Raw genomic sequence first — 14,399 nt, forward strand, 5'->3', positions numbered from 1 at the left:
CATTTAAAACGGCATTGCCGGAAATTGCAACATGCTTTTACAAAGTTGAAGGGGTTTTACGAGCAGGAATTTGTATCTCAGATTTACAGAAAATCCTGAATTAATCCTACATTGTTTTTAAAATAATCAAACGGATAGCTTGTGCCAGATTTTTTGGTATTGTCACTTGCAAGTTCATTAAAAATCTCTATACTCTGTTCTTGCAATGGTAGCCCTGCCGGTTACTTCGCAATTGCACTCTGCGAACCCCGCCAGGACCGGAAGGTAGCAACGGTAGTAGAACTGCGATGTGCCGAAGCTTTGCTGGTAGGGTTGCCACCATTTTATAATAAAAAAACTATGCAACCTTCTTTTGTTAGTTCTATCACTCTATATTTTAAAATCACACGTAGTATTTTCTATGTGGTGATTATATTTCTGTCTATTTTAACTACCTTATTACTCATTCAATTTGCATCACTCAATATTCAAATTTTTATTGTTGTATTAGGGTTCTTTCATGAATCATTTTTGAATCACTGGAAAGGAAATCCCCTCATCCTAACCTTCTCCCAGAGGGAGAAGGAACTTTCAATATCCATTTAAATATGAATATAACGATCATTTTTTGATTTATGAAAGAGATCTATTGTGCGCTGTGATTTGCTGTTCATCTTTTTTGTATGTGATTCGATTATGGCATTATCGAATAGAGTTGAATGCAAATAGTTTAACCATACATGGCGTTAAAACTACGATCATAGCACTAGCACAAATTGAAAAAATTAATGAGCGTACTGTGAATGGTTTTATGCATATTAACCTTTATCTAAAAGGGCAGCATGGACCTCAATATAAGCTGTATGAGTATTTAGATCATTACGATGAACTTCGTGCCTTTCTGTTTGAACACTATCCTTATTCTCCGCATTAATTAGGCTGAGTTGAAAAGCTTACATAATTTATTTTAAAGCAAATTAGAAAAGCAATAGACCTCTTGCGAAAGTCGTTATTGCAAGTTAATTCGGTTTATCAGTGCAGCGATTAAGTTAATGCGTAAACCGAATCTTTTCCGTCTATTTCGATAGCGTTCACTTAATATTCTAAATGTTTTCAATTGACTATTGATGTGTTCGATCACAACTCGTATTTTTCCAAGCATTTTATTGTACTTTTTCTCAGCATCAAATAAAGGTAAATTCTTCTTTTTTTTGATTGGCATCAATAACTTAAATCCCTCTTGTTCTAATCCATAGTACCCTAAATCTGTCAGAACATATTCACAATGTTTAAACTTCTTAACCGTTTTTCTTGCCAGTTTAATATCATGCTGACTGCCATTTGATACATCGATCCCTATGATTTGTTTGCTCTGCGGATGATAGATCACTTGGGTTTTTAGTGTATGTTTCTTCTTTTTACCACTGTAGAACTTACTCTGATTTTTTTTTCGGGCGTTCTATTGAACATTCTGTCGCATCAATAATGACCCAGTTAAAGTGTTCGTCTGCTGTGGTAATACTTCGTTTTGGCAGAGTAAAACATCTCGATTTCATCAAAGCATCTTCAACCTTTTTAATGGTTCGATTCACATTACTTTCAGCGATATGGTAGTATGCCGCCAATTCTAGTTGAGTGTTGTAGTTGCGTAAGTAATTGAGCGTTAATAACAATTGATCCTCTATAGCTAAAGTATGAGGACGACCTGATTTCTTTTTAAGAGATTCTGCTTTTTTTAAAACATCGACCATTTCAGTAAAAACTGGTCGAGGTACACCAACCAAGCGCTTAAATTCAGAATCTGAAAAACGGTTTAATTTCTCATATCTCATGAAATCTATATTGAGGCATTTTTTACTTTCGCAAGAGGTCTATTATTTTTTTGGTATGGGTAGAAGCTTATTCAAATATGATTTTGATCTGTAAACATCCACACAAAATGCCTTAGAAAATATTGCCGTGCTTTTTTGCATGATCAAGCGAAACAGATAAGTGATAAGTGCAGAATTAATATTGGCAAGGGACATATAGAGATTGCTTATTCAAATACTGAAAAGCAATTAATCCTCAATTTTTCGGTTAATGGCTTTCATAATCGCATCCATTTCAAAACCGCGATACATAAGAAAACGAATCTGCTTGGCTTTGATTTTGGGATCTTTTGTGACTTCAGTACCGTATTTCTTGACCTTCAGTTCATACGCTTGTTGAACCCAGTCAGTTTCTTTCAGTTCATCTATAATTAAAGCTGTATCAATCTTTTTACTTTTAAGCTTCATTTTAATTTGATTGGGACCTTTGCCTTTGCGCTTTTGGCTGGAAAGCAAAGTTTCTGCAACACGCTGGTCACTTTGGTAATTCTCACGTGAAAGCTCATCAACAAGTTCTAGTACTTCATCACGATTTTCTGCATATAAACACAGTTTTTCGATCAGTTCTGCTTTTGCATATTCTTTACGGGTCAGTACTGCAAAGGCATAAGAGCGCAAACGAGAGCCAGTTAAGCCCGGTTTATTTTTATCTTCCTGCTTGTTATCAAATAAGCTTTCTTCAGGATCAAACTCAGGCAGGGCATCAGCGTGGGTAGAAGCTGCTGGCTGTGACACATCATTAGCATCGCCAAACTGCTGCTTGATGGTTTCATAATCCAGGAGCTTAGTGAACTTTGCATCAGACATAGTGAACCCAATTCATTATATTACCTGTCCATAATAACAAAACGCCCCGTAGGGCGCTCTGTAAGACGTTTAAGGATTATGCATCCAGAAAGTCTGGTTCTTCTTCGTCTTTATCTTCAACCACATTGCCTGTCGTTAAAAGCTGTTCACGAATCAGTTTCTCAATGGTATCCGCCAACTCTTTGTGTTCTTCCAGATAACGGATGGTATTGTTCTTGCCTTGGCCAATCTTGTCGCCTTGATAAGAGTACCAAGCACCGGCTTTCTGTACGATTTCCTGCTGTACTGCAAGGTCAATCAGTTCGCCCAGATGGTTTACACCTTTACCGTAAAGAATCTGGAATAGTGCTTCCTTGAATGGAGGCGCCATTTTGTTCTTCACCACTTTAACTTTGGTTTCAGAACCAACAATCTCGTCACCTTCTTTTACCTGACCAATACGACGGATATCCAGACGTACAGAGGCATAGAATTTCAGTGCATTACCACCAGTTGTAGTTTCCGGGCTACCGAACATTACACCAATCTTCATACGGATCTGGTTAATGAAGATCACCATACAGTTTGAGCGCTTGGCATTACCGGTAATTTTACGCAGTGCCTGGCTCATCAAACGTGCTTGCAGACCCATGTGAGAATCACCCATTTCGCCTTCAATCTCGGCACGAGGGGTCAAAGCTGCTACGGAGTCGACAACGATCAGGTCAATTGCGCCTGAACGTACCAGCATGTCGGCAATTTCAAGTGCCTGCTCACCGTGGTCTGGTTGAGATACCAGCAGGTTGTCGATATCTACACCGAGTTTACGTGCATATTGAGGGTCAAGTGCGTGTTCTGCATCGATGAATGCACAAGTACCACCAGCTTTTTGACATTCAGCAATTGCTTGTAATGTCATTGTGGTTTTACCTGAAGATTCAGGACCATAAATTTCGATAATACGGCCTTTAGGTAAACCGCCAATACCGAGCGCGATGTCTAGCGTTAAAGAACCTGTGGATACAGCCTCAACTGCCTGCACGGTATTGTCACCAAGACGCATTACTGTATTTTTACCAAACTGTTTTTCAATCTGGCTTAAGGCAGCATTCAGCGCCTTGCTTTTATTCTCATCCATCTTACAACCTCAATACGATGTCACAAACTTAGTACTCAAGTGGATGTCTTAAATTAGATCTCTTTCCACAGGACTAATAGTGACAGAATTTTCCCTGATATTCTATAAAAGTCAGTGCATGAACGACATACGCTGACGTTTGAATTTAATCATCATTATATGACCAATGCTGGTCAAATAGCTGACTATTTTCGTCTCTAAATCTACTAATGTCACGGCGATCTTTTTTACTTGGTCGGTGATCCGGACGAGCAAGATTATGCAACTTTCTTTGTGATGCAATCAATTCCCGTCGGGCAATACTGACTTCAGTTTCTTCATAAAGTCTTTGTGCTACTGGAGCAGGACCACGTACATCGGATAGTTCTTTGACCACAACAGTTTTCTTGTCGATGCCTTGTTGAACTGTGATTTCCATGCCGATACGGACTTCGCGAGAGACTTTGACACGTTCGCCACCAATATGCACCTTACCGCCTTCAATGGCATTCTTGGCAATGGAGCGGGTTTTGAAAAAACGTGCCGCCCACAGCCATTTGTCTATACGCATGCCTACCGCATCTTCGGGTAAAGACGATTTACGCATATTGCTTATTAACCTCAGCCTGATTTAAATATGTGATTAAATCTGTTAATTGGTGCAGCATCGGGTAATTGCAAGTCTTGCGTGCAACTTTGCTGGAAGAGGGTTGCTGGATGCAAAACAGGTTCTGAATCCCATAAGCTTTGGCAGCATTCAGGACTTTTTCCGTGTCATCAATAAAATAGACCTGCTCAGGATCAAAAGGATGTAGAGCGTTTAAACCTTGCCAGAACTCAACAAATTCCTTGGCGTGACCAATGCTTTCCGAGCTAACAATCACATCAAAATAATCCTTGAATTGCATATGTTCCAATTTGAAACTGAGACCAGCACAGTCAGCATTGGTGGCCAGCCAGATCGGGTAGCCATTTGCCTTTAGATAATCCAGTAACTCCAATGCCTGTGGTCTGAGAGCAACTTTAGATTTATGCTCGATTTGCATCGCTAAAACATCAACTTCGACTTTAGATGTCCAGAAGCGCGATGAGTACCAGTTTAAGGTATGATTATGTTCTTGATAGAATGCATAAAGTATTGTTCGGCTTTGCTCCAGGCTGCAGCCATGCATTTCAGCATAACGGACAGGAAGCAGATCATTCCAGATGAAATCGTCATAAGCAAGATCAAGTAAGGTGCCATCCATATCAAAGATAATGGGCGGTTTTTCTGAGCAATTCGGCATATAAGGTTTTCTATGTTTAAAGCAACTACAGCACCACAAGATCCGATGATTTTGCAGTTCGTGCCCATTTTGACACAGGCTTGCGAAATTTTGCGAGAAGAATATCAGCAATATTGTTCTGGTGCTGCTTTTGACATTGAAAGGAAAAAAGATGATTCACCGGTGACCCAGGCCGATTATCGGGTTAATACTTTTCTAAGCCAGGCACTCGCTGAAATTTCTGATTTACCTTTACTTTCTGAAGAAGGTAAGCAGGATGGTCGTCAGGCATGGTCAGCATTCTGGCTACTCGATCCTCTTGATGGCACCAAAGAATTTCTACATCAGCGTCCGGAGTTCACCATTAATCTGAGTCTGGTTAAAGACAATCTGACCACTTTTGCCATTCTTGCTATTCCTGCGCAGCAACTGGTGTATTTCTGTCCAGAACAGGGCATGCCATTGAAATATGACATTCAGCAAGATCGCTGGCATGAATATTTTCCAGCACCTCAAACAGACACTGTGCATATTGGCTTAAGTCAAAGTAGTCAGAAAAAACCCAAGTACGCGGCCTATCTGGAAAGCTTGGCTAAGTTCACTGACTTTGATGAGTTTAAGGCGGGCAGTGCTTATAAATTTTGTATGATTCTGGAAGATCGGGTCGACATTTACCCACGTTTCCATCCGACCTGTGAATGGGATACCAGTGCCGGGCAATGTCTGCTGGAACGTATTGGTGGCGGCTTAGTAGATTTTAAAGGTCGACCATTTAGCTATAATCAGCGCGAAACCTTATTAAATGGCGGTTTTATTGCCTATAAGACCAAAGAGATGAAGATATTGGCATTCAATGCACTTGCTGACATGCAAGACGGTGATTGAGCTGCATATTGTTCATGTTATAGTGAAGGTGATTCCGTTGATAGATCAGTTGGCAAGATTGTGGCATTAAAACTGCTTCCACCAAGTATGCTCAGTGCAATAGATTTATTGCCTGATACCAAGACACCTGTGACTCTGTTTACGCGGCATTCTTTGCGTGAAGATGTCGCTGGTCAGGGACTGGCAGGCTATGATTTGCAGTTGACTTCACAAGGGCGTGATTTGGCGCAGGAGTGGGGAGCTTATCTGGTCAATCAAACTGATCGTCATATACAGCATTGTATCTCCAGTCCTATTCAGCGTTGTGTCGATACTGCCGCCCTTATGATTGAGGGGGCAGATGCCACCAAGAAGGCATCGCATACCCATAATATTGAAATTATCGAACAAGGTTTACTGGTCGAACCTGGTAGTTTTGTGCTAGATATTCAGAAAGCAGGGCCATATTTCAAGAAACAGGGTGCATTAGGCTTTATTAATAGCTTTGTGAATAATGCCTTGCCGGGCATGAAGCATCCGATTCATGGGGTGGTCGATGTGCTGGAATTAATCTATAACACGCATCCGAAAACGCCGTATGGACTCAGTCTGGCAGTAAGCCATGATACGATTCTGGCAGCAATGATTGCAGTGATGTCAGGTCATCAGGAAGTTAGCCGGGAAGACTGGCCGAAAATGATGGAAGGTTTGTTTGTCTGGTTTGAGGGCGATGTGTTTGAAGAATCCAAACTCAAATGGATCTGGCGTGGTAAGGTGTATGAACTGGATATTTCTCAGTTTCAGAATGCGGAATTACAAACCAAGAAATAAATTAAAAGCTCAATTAGGACGGTTGAGCTTTTTAGTTTATGGGTTTTAAGTCTTGTAGATTAGATGTTGGCACGCAAGCGATTTGGATAGAGTTCTAGATCAATTGTCACGCCATCATCATTGACAGGCCATACCGTAGTATTTGGAGCAATACTTTGCTGATGGATACGACTGTATTTATCAGCTGCGATCAGGGTCGCGATTTCATGTTCAGGAATACTGTAGCTTTCGACTAAATCTTCAGGATATTGTGTGCGTGCGTAGAATGAAGCATCGCTTTCACCTTGATATCTCGCGATGATATGCTCTACAGCAGGTAAATAAACACCGTAACCTAACCAACCATCAACCCCTTGTGATGCTTGAAGTTCAATCGTCCCTTTGATGTTGGAAATGACACGACCTAAAATATCTTTTTCACCCTTACTTTGAAAGTAGGCAATATATTGTTGCTCTAATTCCTGAAATTTTTCTAAAGTGGGTAAAAATTTATTAATCATCTGATTTCCCCAAGCAAATTTATTTTGGATTATTTCAATCTGTTCCTAAAAACAATACCATATTTTTTTTATGGGATTGATAAAGCGACTTGAATTTAATGTGTCGAATTTATTTTTTGCTGAATAAAATAAAAATCCCCCTTTTTTTGCCAAGGCAATTCATAGTTCCCTTCGAGTTCAAGATAGCCTTTTCGATTCGCAATCTGTTGCATCAGAATACCTGAAACATTCTTTCGATCTATATTGGTCGAATAAACGATGACTTGTTTGCCTTTATGTAGGGTCGTGACGTAGTAAGGATCATCGGTGAGTGTGAGCTGATAGGCGCTGTGAAAATGTTCTAAGTGACAATATTGCTCACAGTTTTCAATATCTGCCCAATAGTCATACATTCCCAAATTTTGAGCACCACGTTGTTTCGTCGTACTATTGTTTGAATAACGGCGAAAACATTTTAATTCAATTGTTGTAAATTCTAGTCGCTCTCCAAGATGATGTTCGATCACAATGTCGATAATGGCGGTGCCATTTTTAATTTGAGCAGGGTGTTCTAAAAGCACCTTAATGGATTCATTCGATTGCGTTTCATACAGTGGCGCGAGAGTTTGTAGAATTTGTGCAAGTTGTAATTGCATCATTTTTTCATTGCGTGGGTGTAATAATTGACTGGCAACTTTTTCTGAATACAGTTGCCAAGCAAGTTCAATAATTTCTTTACTTTTCATTTAATGTTTATTGGCTTTGTTGCACAAACCTATCATTAAAGGCTTATTCAGCAATATAATTCCTAGATGAATAAGCCCACACCTAAAATCTATCGTACTTCTAACTGGAAAGCATACAACCAAGCTTTAATCAATCGAGGAAATATCTCGATCTGGTTTGATGAAAATACCCAATGGTATGCACCACCACAAGGCAAACAAGGACGAGATCAAACATATTCTGATACCGCCATTCAATGTTGTTTGATGATTAAGTCCTTATTTAGACTCTCTTTACGTATGGTCAAAGGCTTTGTTCAAAGCCTCATTAAACTTTGTGGTTTGAATTGGACGGCACCCGATTACTCAACTCTTTGCAGAAGACAAAAGCATATCGATATTTCAATTCGCTATCAAAAAAGTCGTCATGGATTACATCTACTCGTCGACTCTACGGGGTTAAAATTTTTAGGTGAAGGCGAATGGAAGCGTAAGAAACATGGACCTGAATATCGTCGCCAATGGCGTAAACTCCACATTGGGATAGATGCTGAAAACCTGCAAATACGCGCTGTTCAGCTGACTACGAATAATGTCAGTGATTCACAAGTACTGGATGATTTACTTGATCAGATCCCTGAAGATGAGCGAATTGATTCGGTCTATACGGATGGGGCTTATGATACAAAACGATGTAGACAAGTGATTGCCGATCGGCAGGCTCATGCGGTAATTCCACCCAGAAAAAATGCCAAGCCCTGGAAAGATTCTAAAATCAGTTCAAGAGAACGAAATGAGTTACTTCAAACCGTTAAACGATTAGGCAGAGCTATCTGGAAAAAATGGTCGGGTTATCATCGGCGAAGTTTGGTGGAAACCAAGATGCATTGCATCAAATTATTAGGAGAGAAACTCAATGCAAGGAACTTTCAAAGTCAGGTCAATGAAATTCACGCACGTGTGGCAGTTCTGAATAGATTTAAGGAATTAGGTAGACCTCACACCCAAGTTGTCACTTAAATTTGAATGGCTTGGGGAAAACTCAGCTTTTGAATGTTTATGCAACAAAGCCATGTTTATTTATAAATTAGCGCTATTAGGATGCATTTTGCTTTTGTATAGGCACAAAAAAAGCCCTAAAAAGGGCTTTTTTCATTTGCGATTAGTTAGAAGCTAATGCTTTAACTTGCGCGTTCAAACGGCTCTTATGACGAGCTGCTTTATTTTTATGGATGATACCTTTGTCAGCCATACGGTCGATTACTGGAACAGCTTTTTTGTAAGCTTCAGTAGCAACAGCATAGTCGCCAGCAGCAATAGCAGCTACTGTACGTTTAAGATAGGTACGAACCATAGAACGCAAGCTTGCGTTGTGTTTGCGTGCTTTAACGTTTTGACGAGCACGTTTTTTAGCTTGAGCAGAGTTTGCCACTCGTGCACTCCTTGAAATAGATTGGTCTGGGCGGGCTGAAACTCAACTGAAAACCAACATCAGAAGAACTATCACCAGCCCGTAAACAAGTGCCATATTTTGAGGAAACTGAGGGCTTAAGTCAAGTCTTGACATGCTTTCGCAACATTTTAGTTGCAGAAAAATTCTAAAGAAAACGTTAGATTAGTATTCAGGCAGGGAGATCGTACAAAAAATGACTAAAACCATAACATATCCAATCATCATTGGTGCCACGGGTCTCGTGGGTAAGAGCCTGGTACAACAGCTGGTTAATGAGCCAAGCTGCAAGCGTATCAGTGTGGTGGTACGCAAGCATCAGCCAGAGTTTGAGCAATGGCCCAAAGTCAAACAACTGGTCTTTGAAGATTTCCTGATGTTGAATGATCAGGATGTCAGCGGACATACCCATGCTTTCAGTTGTCTGGGTACTACCTTAAAGCAGGCTGGTTCCAAAGATGCTTTTTATAATGTGGACTATACCATCAATGCCCATTTTGCCGAGCTGGTTCAACAGACGAATGCACATTATCTGTTAATCAGTGCCATGGGGGCTAAGGCTGAATCCTGGTTTTTCTATAATCGGGTCAAAGGTGAACTGGAAGACTATATCCAGACTTTAACGCTGGAGCGCATCAGTCTGATCCGGCCATCTTTGTTAATGGGTGAACGTGGTCATCAACGTTTACTGGAAGATGCTGCACAGAAACTCTATGGAAAGTTTTCGCATTTGGTACCAGATTCTTTTAAATACAAGCCAGTGACAGCCGAGCAGGTGGCTCATACTATGGTATATGCAGCCCTGAATCAGACTGTGAAATTTGAAATTTATGATAATTTAGCCATACAAAAAATGAAATGAGGGTAAAAATCGTGTCCAGCGTACCATTTGTAACTTGTGACCTGCTTGATAACAATCCAGATAAAGACTTACAGGTCGTAACCCCCTGCCTGGATGGCAAATTTTTTAAAAGCTATGGTGCACGTAAAAGCTTTGGTGGCCAGATGGTCACGGTGAAGTGCTTTGAAGATAATTCCCGTGTCAAAGAATTATTGGCAACTGATGGTACAGGTAAAGTTTTAGTCGTAGATGGTGGTGCTTCAATGCGCTGTGCATTGATGGGAGACCTGATTGCTGAATCAGCAGTGAAGAATCACTGGAATGGTGTAATTATCTACGGCTGTGTACGTGATGTAGATGTGATTGCTGAACTGGATCTTGGTGTGCATGCCTTAGCTTCGATTCCTCAAAAAAGTAACCGCAAGGGTATTGGCGAGGTTGATGTGCCACTGTACTTTGGCGGCGTAAGCTTTCAAGCAGGTGAATACGTCTATGCAGACAATAATGGCATCGTTTTGTCTAAAGAAAAGCTGGTGGACTAATCTGGTTTATTGAAAACATACAAAAATCAGCTATACCGTGAAAGTCAGGCAGTTTAGATTGCTGCTTTCACGGCTTTAAAACAATAAAGAGGACAGACGATATGTTAGGCCATCAGATTAAGGTAGCGCAGGCATTAGCATCTGCATTTCTGGAAGGCGGTCGCGGGACGACTGGAACCCCATTTCCAAACCAGCCTGAAAAGCCCTTAAAGCTTTATGAATACGAGGGCTCGCCATTCTGTCGCCGTGTCCGTGAGGTAATGACTTTACTCAATCTCGATTATGAAGTGTATCCATGTCCACGAGGCGGTAAACGCTTTCGTCCCGAGGTAAAACAGCAGGGGGGTAAACTCCAGTTCCCATTTTTAGTGGATGAAAATACGGGAGATAAGCTTTACGAATCTCAGGATATTATTCACCATCTGTTTAAGCATTATGGCAAAACCGGTAAAACCCCAGCGAAATATTCAAATTATCCAAAGGTGCCATTTGCCGCGATTGCCGGCACGATGGTCAATGGTCTACGCGGTGGTATGGCGAAACCATTAAAGAAAAATAAACCTGCACCTGAACAGCTTCTTGAACTATGGGGTTTTGAAGCCAGCCCATATACCCGTATTGTCCGTGGTGTATTGTCTGAGCTGGAAATTCCATATATCTACCATAATGTGGCGAAAGAGCGCTGGCAGGATCAGGGTCTGGCAAAACTGCGACTAAAACCGGGTAAATATGAACCTTTGCCGGGTGGTAAACGTGAGCATGTCTTAGAAGTGATGGGGGATAATATTCAGGTACCTTATCTGGTCGACCCGAATACCAATGTGAAAATGTTTGAATCGAAAGATATTGTGGATTATCTAAAACGTCAGTATGGATCTTAAGTTTCGTAATTTTTTAATTAAAAGAATTTCGAAACCAGAAATAAAAAAAGAGGATCAAATGATCCTCTTTTTTGTTTTTTATTCTTCTTCAGCAGGCGGAACCAGCATGAGAATTGATTCATTGAGCAGATCTGCCAGGTCTTCCAGCATATCTTCATCAGCAAAGTCCTGATCCAGCATCACAGACTCGCCATTGGCGATCAACTTGAGCTTTTCTGCAAAAGATTCCGAGACACATAAACCTTCGCCATTGCCCCAGAACAGTACTTCACCATCTTCTTCAGTATAAAGCAGGCGTGATGCAGGCTCGAGCATAATGCTATAGCCCTGATCTAATGCTTCTTCCAGGTCACCAGTACCAATTTCTTCAGCTTCTGGAATATTTTCTGGGTATTTAGGTTCAGACATCAGGCTCATGATGGCATCTTCAAGTACATTGGAGTTATGCAGCTGCTCCATGATTTTACCTTTCAGATATTCAAGTTCATTCCCTGTGACTGTACCAGCAGCACTGATTTGATCACGAATGATGTCAGTCAGAGGATTACGTAAAATTTCATTTTCAGCAAACTTGTCTCCAACACGGTCCATCATGTCACTGACATTTGGCATACGGAAACCGAAAGAGAAAGTTAAACAATCATCTTCAGCGACGCCGTAGTGTGAAAGCCCAGGTGGAACATAGAGTAAGTCGCCTGGAGCAAGGACTTCATCAAAGTTTAGCTCCATTTCTGGAAGTAATTTTAATGGCTGACTAGGAACAAACTCAGTCTCTGCATTACACATCTGACCTAATTGCCAGCGACGCTGACCATAACCTTGTACAAGAAAGACATCATAGAAGTCGAAATGCTTGCCCACAGAACCACCTTGAGGCGCATAAGACACCATAATGTCATCACGGCGCCACTGTGGAATAAATGGAAATTTTTTCCACATTTCAGCCAAATCAAATGAATAGTGATCGACTGCTTGAACCAATAGCGTCCACAGTTTAGGCATCTTCTGAAAATCAGCTTTTAATAAAGGTGAAGATTTCACTGACCACTGGTTTGGATCGCGGTCTTTTTGCTTGATCAGGCGTGCAGTGACATTTTCATCCAGAGCCAGTTCCATGACATCATCAGGTTCAAGCAGACCCGCAATTTCAGGCATGGCATTACGTACAAGGAGAGGTTTTTTCTGCCAGTATTCAGCAAGGAACTGTTCAGCGGTAATTCCGCCTAATACATCTAAAGGTTGGGACATGGGATTAACTACAGATAAATTTTGCTTATTGTCCCTTGAGTTATTAAATGGTGCAAGCGAGATCACCACAAATAAGTTTTATATAAATACAGGGAAATAAACTAAGCAATATTTTAGTTTAATAAAAGAAATGAGAGGAATTTTAGTTAAAAAATTAATATACCAAAAGAGTTGAGTATTTCTGAAAATTGAGCAAAGTGAAGGGCATGTTGAATTGAAAATAAGAATTATATAAATATGAGCCAAAAGAAGAGAGATCAAATTAAAAATGCTAATTACGTAAATAAAATAGTGAAAAGCATGCTTTGATTGACATAAGTGCAAAAATACCACAATTTTTTATAAGGAGAATAAAAATAATTTGGAAAATAAAATGAAATAAATTCAATTGTTTAATAAAAAATCAAAAGAAAAAACACAGCTCAACGCTGATACTGTTCGAGTTGATCAAAGCTCAATTGTAAAAATCAAAATTTCCAAATCAGATATTGTTCAGATGTCTCAAGACGGTACAAATTTGATTTTAGTATTGAGAAGTGGCGAAAGATTGGTAGTTGAGAATTTTTATGCAAACAATCATGAGCGTTTAAGCTCTAGCCTTGTGATTGAAGAGGAAAGCGGGACTTTATATTGGTTTGATGAGGTGTCCAAGCAATATAAGCAGATTTCAAGGACAGATGAATTATTACCATCCTCTTCGTTTCTTGCAGAAAATTGGGAATGGATAGCGATTGGCACCTTACTCATTGGAGGACTTGCTGCAACAGAAGGTGGCGAAGTTGAACGTGATGAACAGTTAGACCCAAATGTGCCAGAGCCAATAGATCCTGAGCCGGAAGTGCCGGTAGATCCAGAACCCGAGCCGGAAGTGCCGGAAGTATCGGAGCCGGAACCAGAAGTGCCAGTAGAACCTGAGCCAGAGCCGGGGCAACCAGAACCAGCAACTCCCACACTTCGACTAGCTCGACTTAACCTGGTTGAACAAAATGAATATACCGTTCCTGATCAAGAAGCTATGAGCAGATTCAAAACATCACAAGAATTTATGAGGAATAGCTTTGAAGAGCAACAAGTGGCAGTTGATACTAATCATGATGTTATGCCATCAGCTGGGAACAAGGACATTATTGATGCTAAACAGCTCATAGATTTTATTTCTTCGGGCTTGGATAGCAATACGCAAGTTTATAAAATACTAAATACAGCGGATGCAATTTCAAATTTAAATAATCAGATGAATCTGTTGTTAGAGGGTACAGAAAAAGAAAGTAGTTTGATGGATATCGACTTTATACGAACAGATACAGTTTCATTAGCTGAGCTGCTTTCTGAGTCTAGTAATGTAGACCATATTATTATGGTAGAAAGTGAAGGTCATCAGATGATTATTCAGACTGACACTGAGGAGGTGGCGCAAGCTAGCCATTCATTAGTGTTGGAAAATCAGTCTGATCTTATGTTGCAACAGCTTTTATCTGAGCAGCAACAGATCATTGGTTAAGTGCTCAGATGATCGATAG

The 14,399-nt window shown here is 40.4% G+C and carries 17 protein-coding genes and 1 other RNA gene; 9 read left to right on the forward strand and 9 right to left on the reverse strand.

Annotated features, from left to right (window positions below):
• Positions 1–215: 215 nt before the first annotated feature.
• An RNA gene (gene ffs / locus IHE35_RS05965) (signal recognition particle sRNA small type) lies at positions 216–312 on the forward strand.
• Between the two features lie 478 nt (positions 313–790).
• Positions 791–913 carry a hypothetical protein gene (locus IHE35_RS14665; RefSeq protein WP_275975181.1) on the forward strand — a complete coding sequence of 41 codons (123 nt, stop codon included), beginning with the start codon at positions 791–793 and terminating at the stop codon, positions 911–913.
• 75 nt (positions 914–988) lie between these two features.
• On the opposite strand, the gene IHE35_RS05970 is transcribed toward IHE35_RS14665, so the two are convergent.
• The 5 genes from IHE35_RS05970 to IHE35_RS05990 form a co-directional block, all read right to left on the reverse strand.
• Positions 989–1,811 (reverse strand): IS5 family transposase gene (locus IHE35_RS05970; protein ID WP_242789726.1). Its coding sequence is split into 2 segments (ribosomal slippage): positions 989–1,429 and positions 1,431–1,811, totalling 822 coding nucleotides; the frame shifts between segments, so codons are not numbered across the junction.
• Between the two features lie 228 nt (positions 1,812–2,039).
• A complete protein-coding gene (locus tag IHE35_RS05975; RefSeq protein ID WP_242789727.1) occupies positions 2,040–2,657 on the reverse strand; it encodes a regulatory protein RecX in 618 nt (205 codons plus the stop codon).
• Between the two features lie 76 nt (positions 2,658–2,733).
• Positions 2,734–3,774, reverse strand: coding sequence for a recombinase RecA (gene recA, locus IHE35_RS05980; RefSeq protein WP_242789728.1), 1,041 nt, complete (start codon positions 3,772–3,774; stop codon positions 2,734–2,736).
• Positions 3,775–3,919: 145 nt separating this feature from the next.
• On the reverse strand, positions 3,920–4,360 hold the full coding sequence (locus IHE35_RS05985; RefSeq protein ID WP_242789729.1) for a S4 domain-containing protein: 441 nt from the start codon (positions 4,358–4,360) through the stop codon (positions 3,920–3,922).
• Positions 4,353–5,039, reverse strand: coding sequence for an HAD-IA family hydrolase (locus IHE35_RS05990; protein ID WP_242789730.1), 687 nt, complete (start codon positions 5,037–5,039; stop codon positions 4,353–4,355). Before IHE35_RS05990 ends, IHE35_RS05985 begins: the two co-directional genes overlap by 8 nt.
• A 12-nt stretch (positions 5,040–5,051) precedes the next feature.
• On the opposite strand from IHE35_RS05990, the gene IHE35_RS05995 reads away from it, so the two are divergent.
• Both IHE35_RS05995 and IHE35_RS06000 read left to right on the forward strand, forming a co-directional pair.
• Entirely contained in the window at positions 5,052–5,903 is an 852-nt protein-coding gene (locus IHE35_RS05995) for a 3'(2'),5'-bisphosphate nucleotidase CysQ (RefSeq protein WP_242789731.1), read from the forward strand.
• Positions 5,904–5,963: 60 nt separating this feature from the next.
• Complete coding sequence (locus IHE35_RS06000; RefSeq protein WP_242789732.1) at positions 5,964–6,713, forward strand: phosphoglycerate mutase family protein; 750 nt, start codon at positions 5,964–5,966, stop codon at positions 6,711–6,713.
• A 59-nt stretch (positions 6,714–6,772) separates the two neighbouring features.
• On the opposite strand, the gene IHE35_RS06005 is transcribed toward IHE35_RS06000, so the two are convergent.
• Together IHE35_RS06005 and IHE35_RS06010 are read right to left on the reverse strand one after the other, a co-directional pair.
• Complete coding sequence (locus tag IHE35_RS06005; protein ID WP_242789733.1) at positions 6,773–7,213, reverse strand: hypothetical protein; 441 nt, start codon at positions 7,211–7,213, stop codon at positions 6,773–6,775.
• Between the two features lie 95 nt (positions 7,214–7,308).
• Complete coding sequence (locus tag IHE35_RS06010) at positions 7,309–7,938, reverse strand: hypothetical protein (RefSeq protein WP_242789734.1); 630 nt, start codon at positions 7,936–7,938, stop codon at positions 7,309–7,311.
• A 66-nt stretch (positions 7,939–8,004) separates the two neighbouring features.
• On the opposite strand from IHE35_RS06010, the gene IHE35_RS06015 reads away from it, so the two are divergent.
• Positions 8,005–8,937: an IS5 family transposase gene (locus IHE35_RS06015; protein WP_242789735.1), complete on the forward strand. Its 933-nt coding sequence runs from the start codon at positions 8,005–8,007 to the stop codon at positions 8,935–8,937.
• A 142-nt stretch (positions 8,938–9,079) separates the two neighbouring features.
• On the opposite strand, the gene rpsT is transcribed toward IHE35_RS06015, so the two are convergent.
• Entirely contained in the window at positions 9,080–9,349 is a 270-nt protein-coding gene (rpsT, locus tag IHE35_RS06020; protein ID WP_004786139.1) for a 30S ribosomal protein S20, read from the reverse strand.
• A 214-nt stretch (positions 9,350–9,563) separates the two neighbouring features.
• Between rpsT and IHE35_RS06025 the strand changes: the two genes are divergently transcribed.
• The 3 genes from IHE35_RS06025 to IHE35_RS06035 all read left to right on the forward strand — a co-directional run bounded on the left by IHE35_RS06025 (position 9,564) and on the right by IHE35_RS06035 (position 11,631).
• Entirely contained in the window at positions 9,564–10,229 is a 666-nt protein-coding gene (locus IHE35_RS06025) for a nucleoside-diphosphate sugar epimerase (protein ID WP_242789736.1), read from the forward strand.
• 11 nt (positions 10,230–10,240) lie between these two features.
• Positions 10,241–10,750 carry a ribonuclease E activity regulator RraA gene (rraA, locus tag IHE35_RS06030; protein ID WP_242789737.1) on the forward strand — a complete coding sequence of 170 codons (510 nt, stop codon included), beginning with the start codon at positions 10,241–10,243 and terminating at the stop codon, positions 10,748–10,750.
• A gap of 101 nt (positions 10,751–10,851) precedes the next feature.
• Complete coding sequence (locus IHE35_RS06035) at positions 10,852–11,631, forward strand: glutathione S-transferase N-terminal domain-containing protein (protein ID WP_242789738.1); 780 nt, start codon at positions 10,852–10,854, stop codon at positions 11,629–11,631.
• 78 nt (positions 11,632–11,709) lie between these two features.
• Here IHE35_RS06035 and IHE35_RS06040 read toward each other — a convergent pair whose 3' ends face one another.
• Entirely contained in the window at positions 11,710–12,879 is a 1,170-nt protein-coding gene (locus tag IHE35_RS06040) for a cupin domain-containing protein (RefSeq protein WP_242789739.1), read from the reverse strand.
• A gap of 388 nt (positions 12,880–13,267) precedes the next feature.
• On the opposite strand from IHE35_RS06040, the gene IHE35_RS06045 reads away from it, so the two are divergent.
• The gene (locus IHE35_RS06045) at positions 13,268–14,380 is read left to right on the forward strand and encodes a BapA prefix-like domain-containing protein (RefSeq protein WP_242789740.1); all 1,113 of its coding nucleotides are present in this window, start codon (positions 13,268–13,270) and stop codon (positions 14,378–14,380) included.
• Positions 14,381–14,399 lie beyond the last annotated feature (19 nt).

Origin of the sequence: Acinetobacter sp. ASP199, assembly GCF_022700675.1 — a bacterium.
In the GTDB taxonomy this organism is placed as follows: Bacteria; Pseudomonadota; Gammaproteobacteria; order Pseudomonadales; family Moraxellaceae; genus Acinetobacter.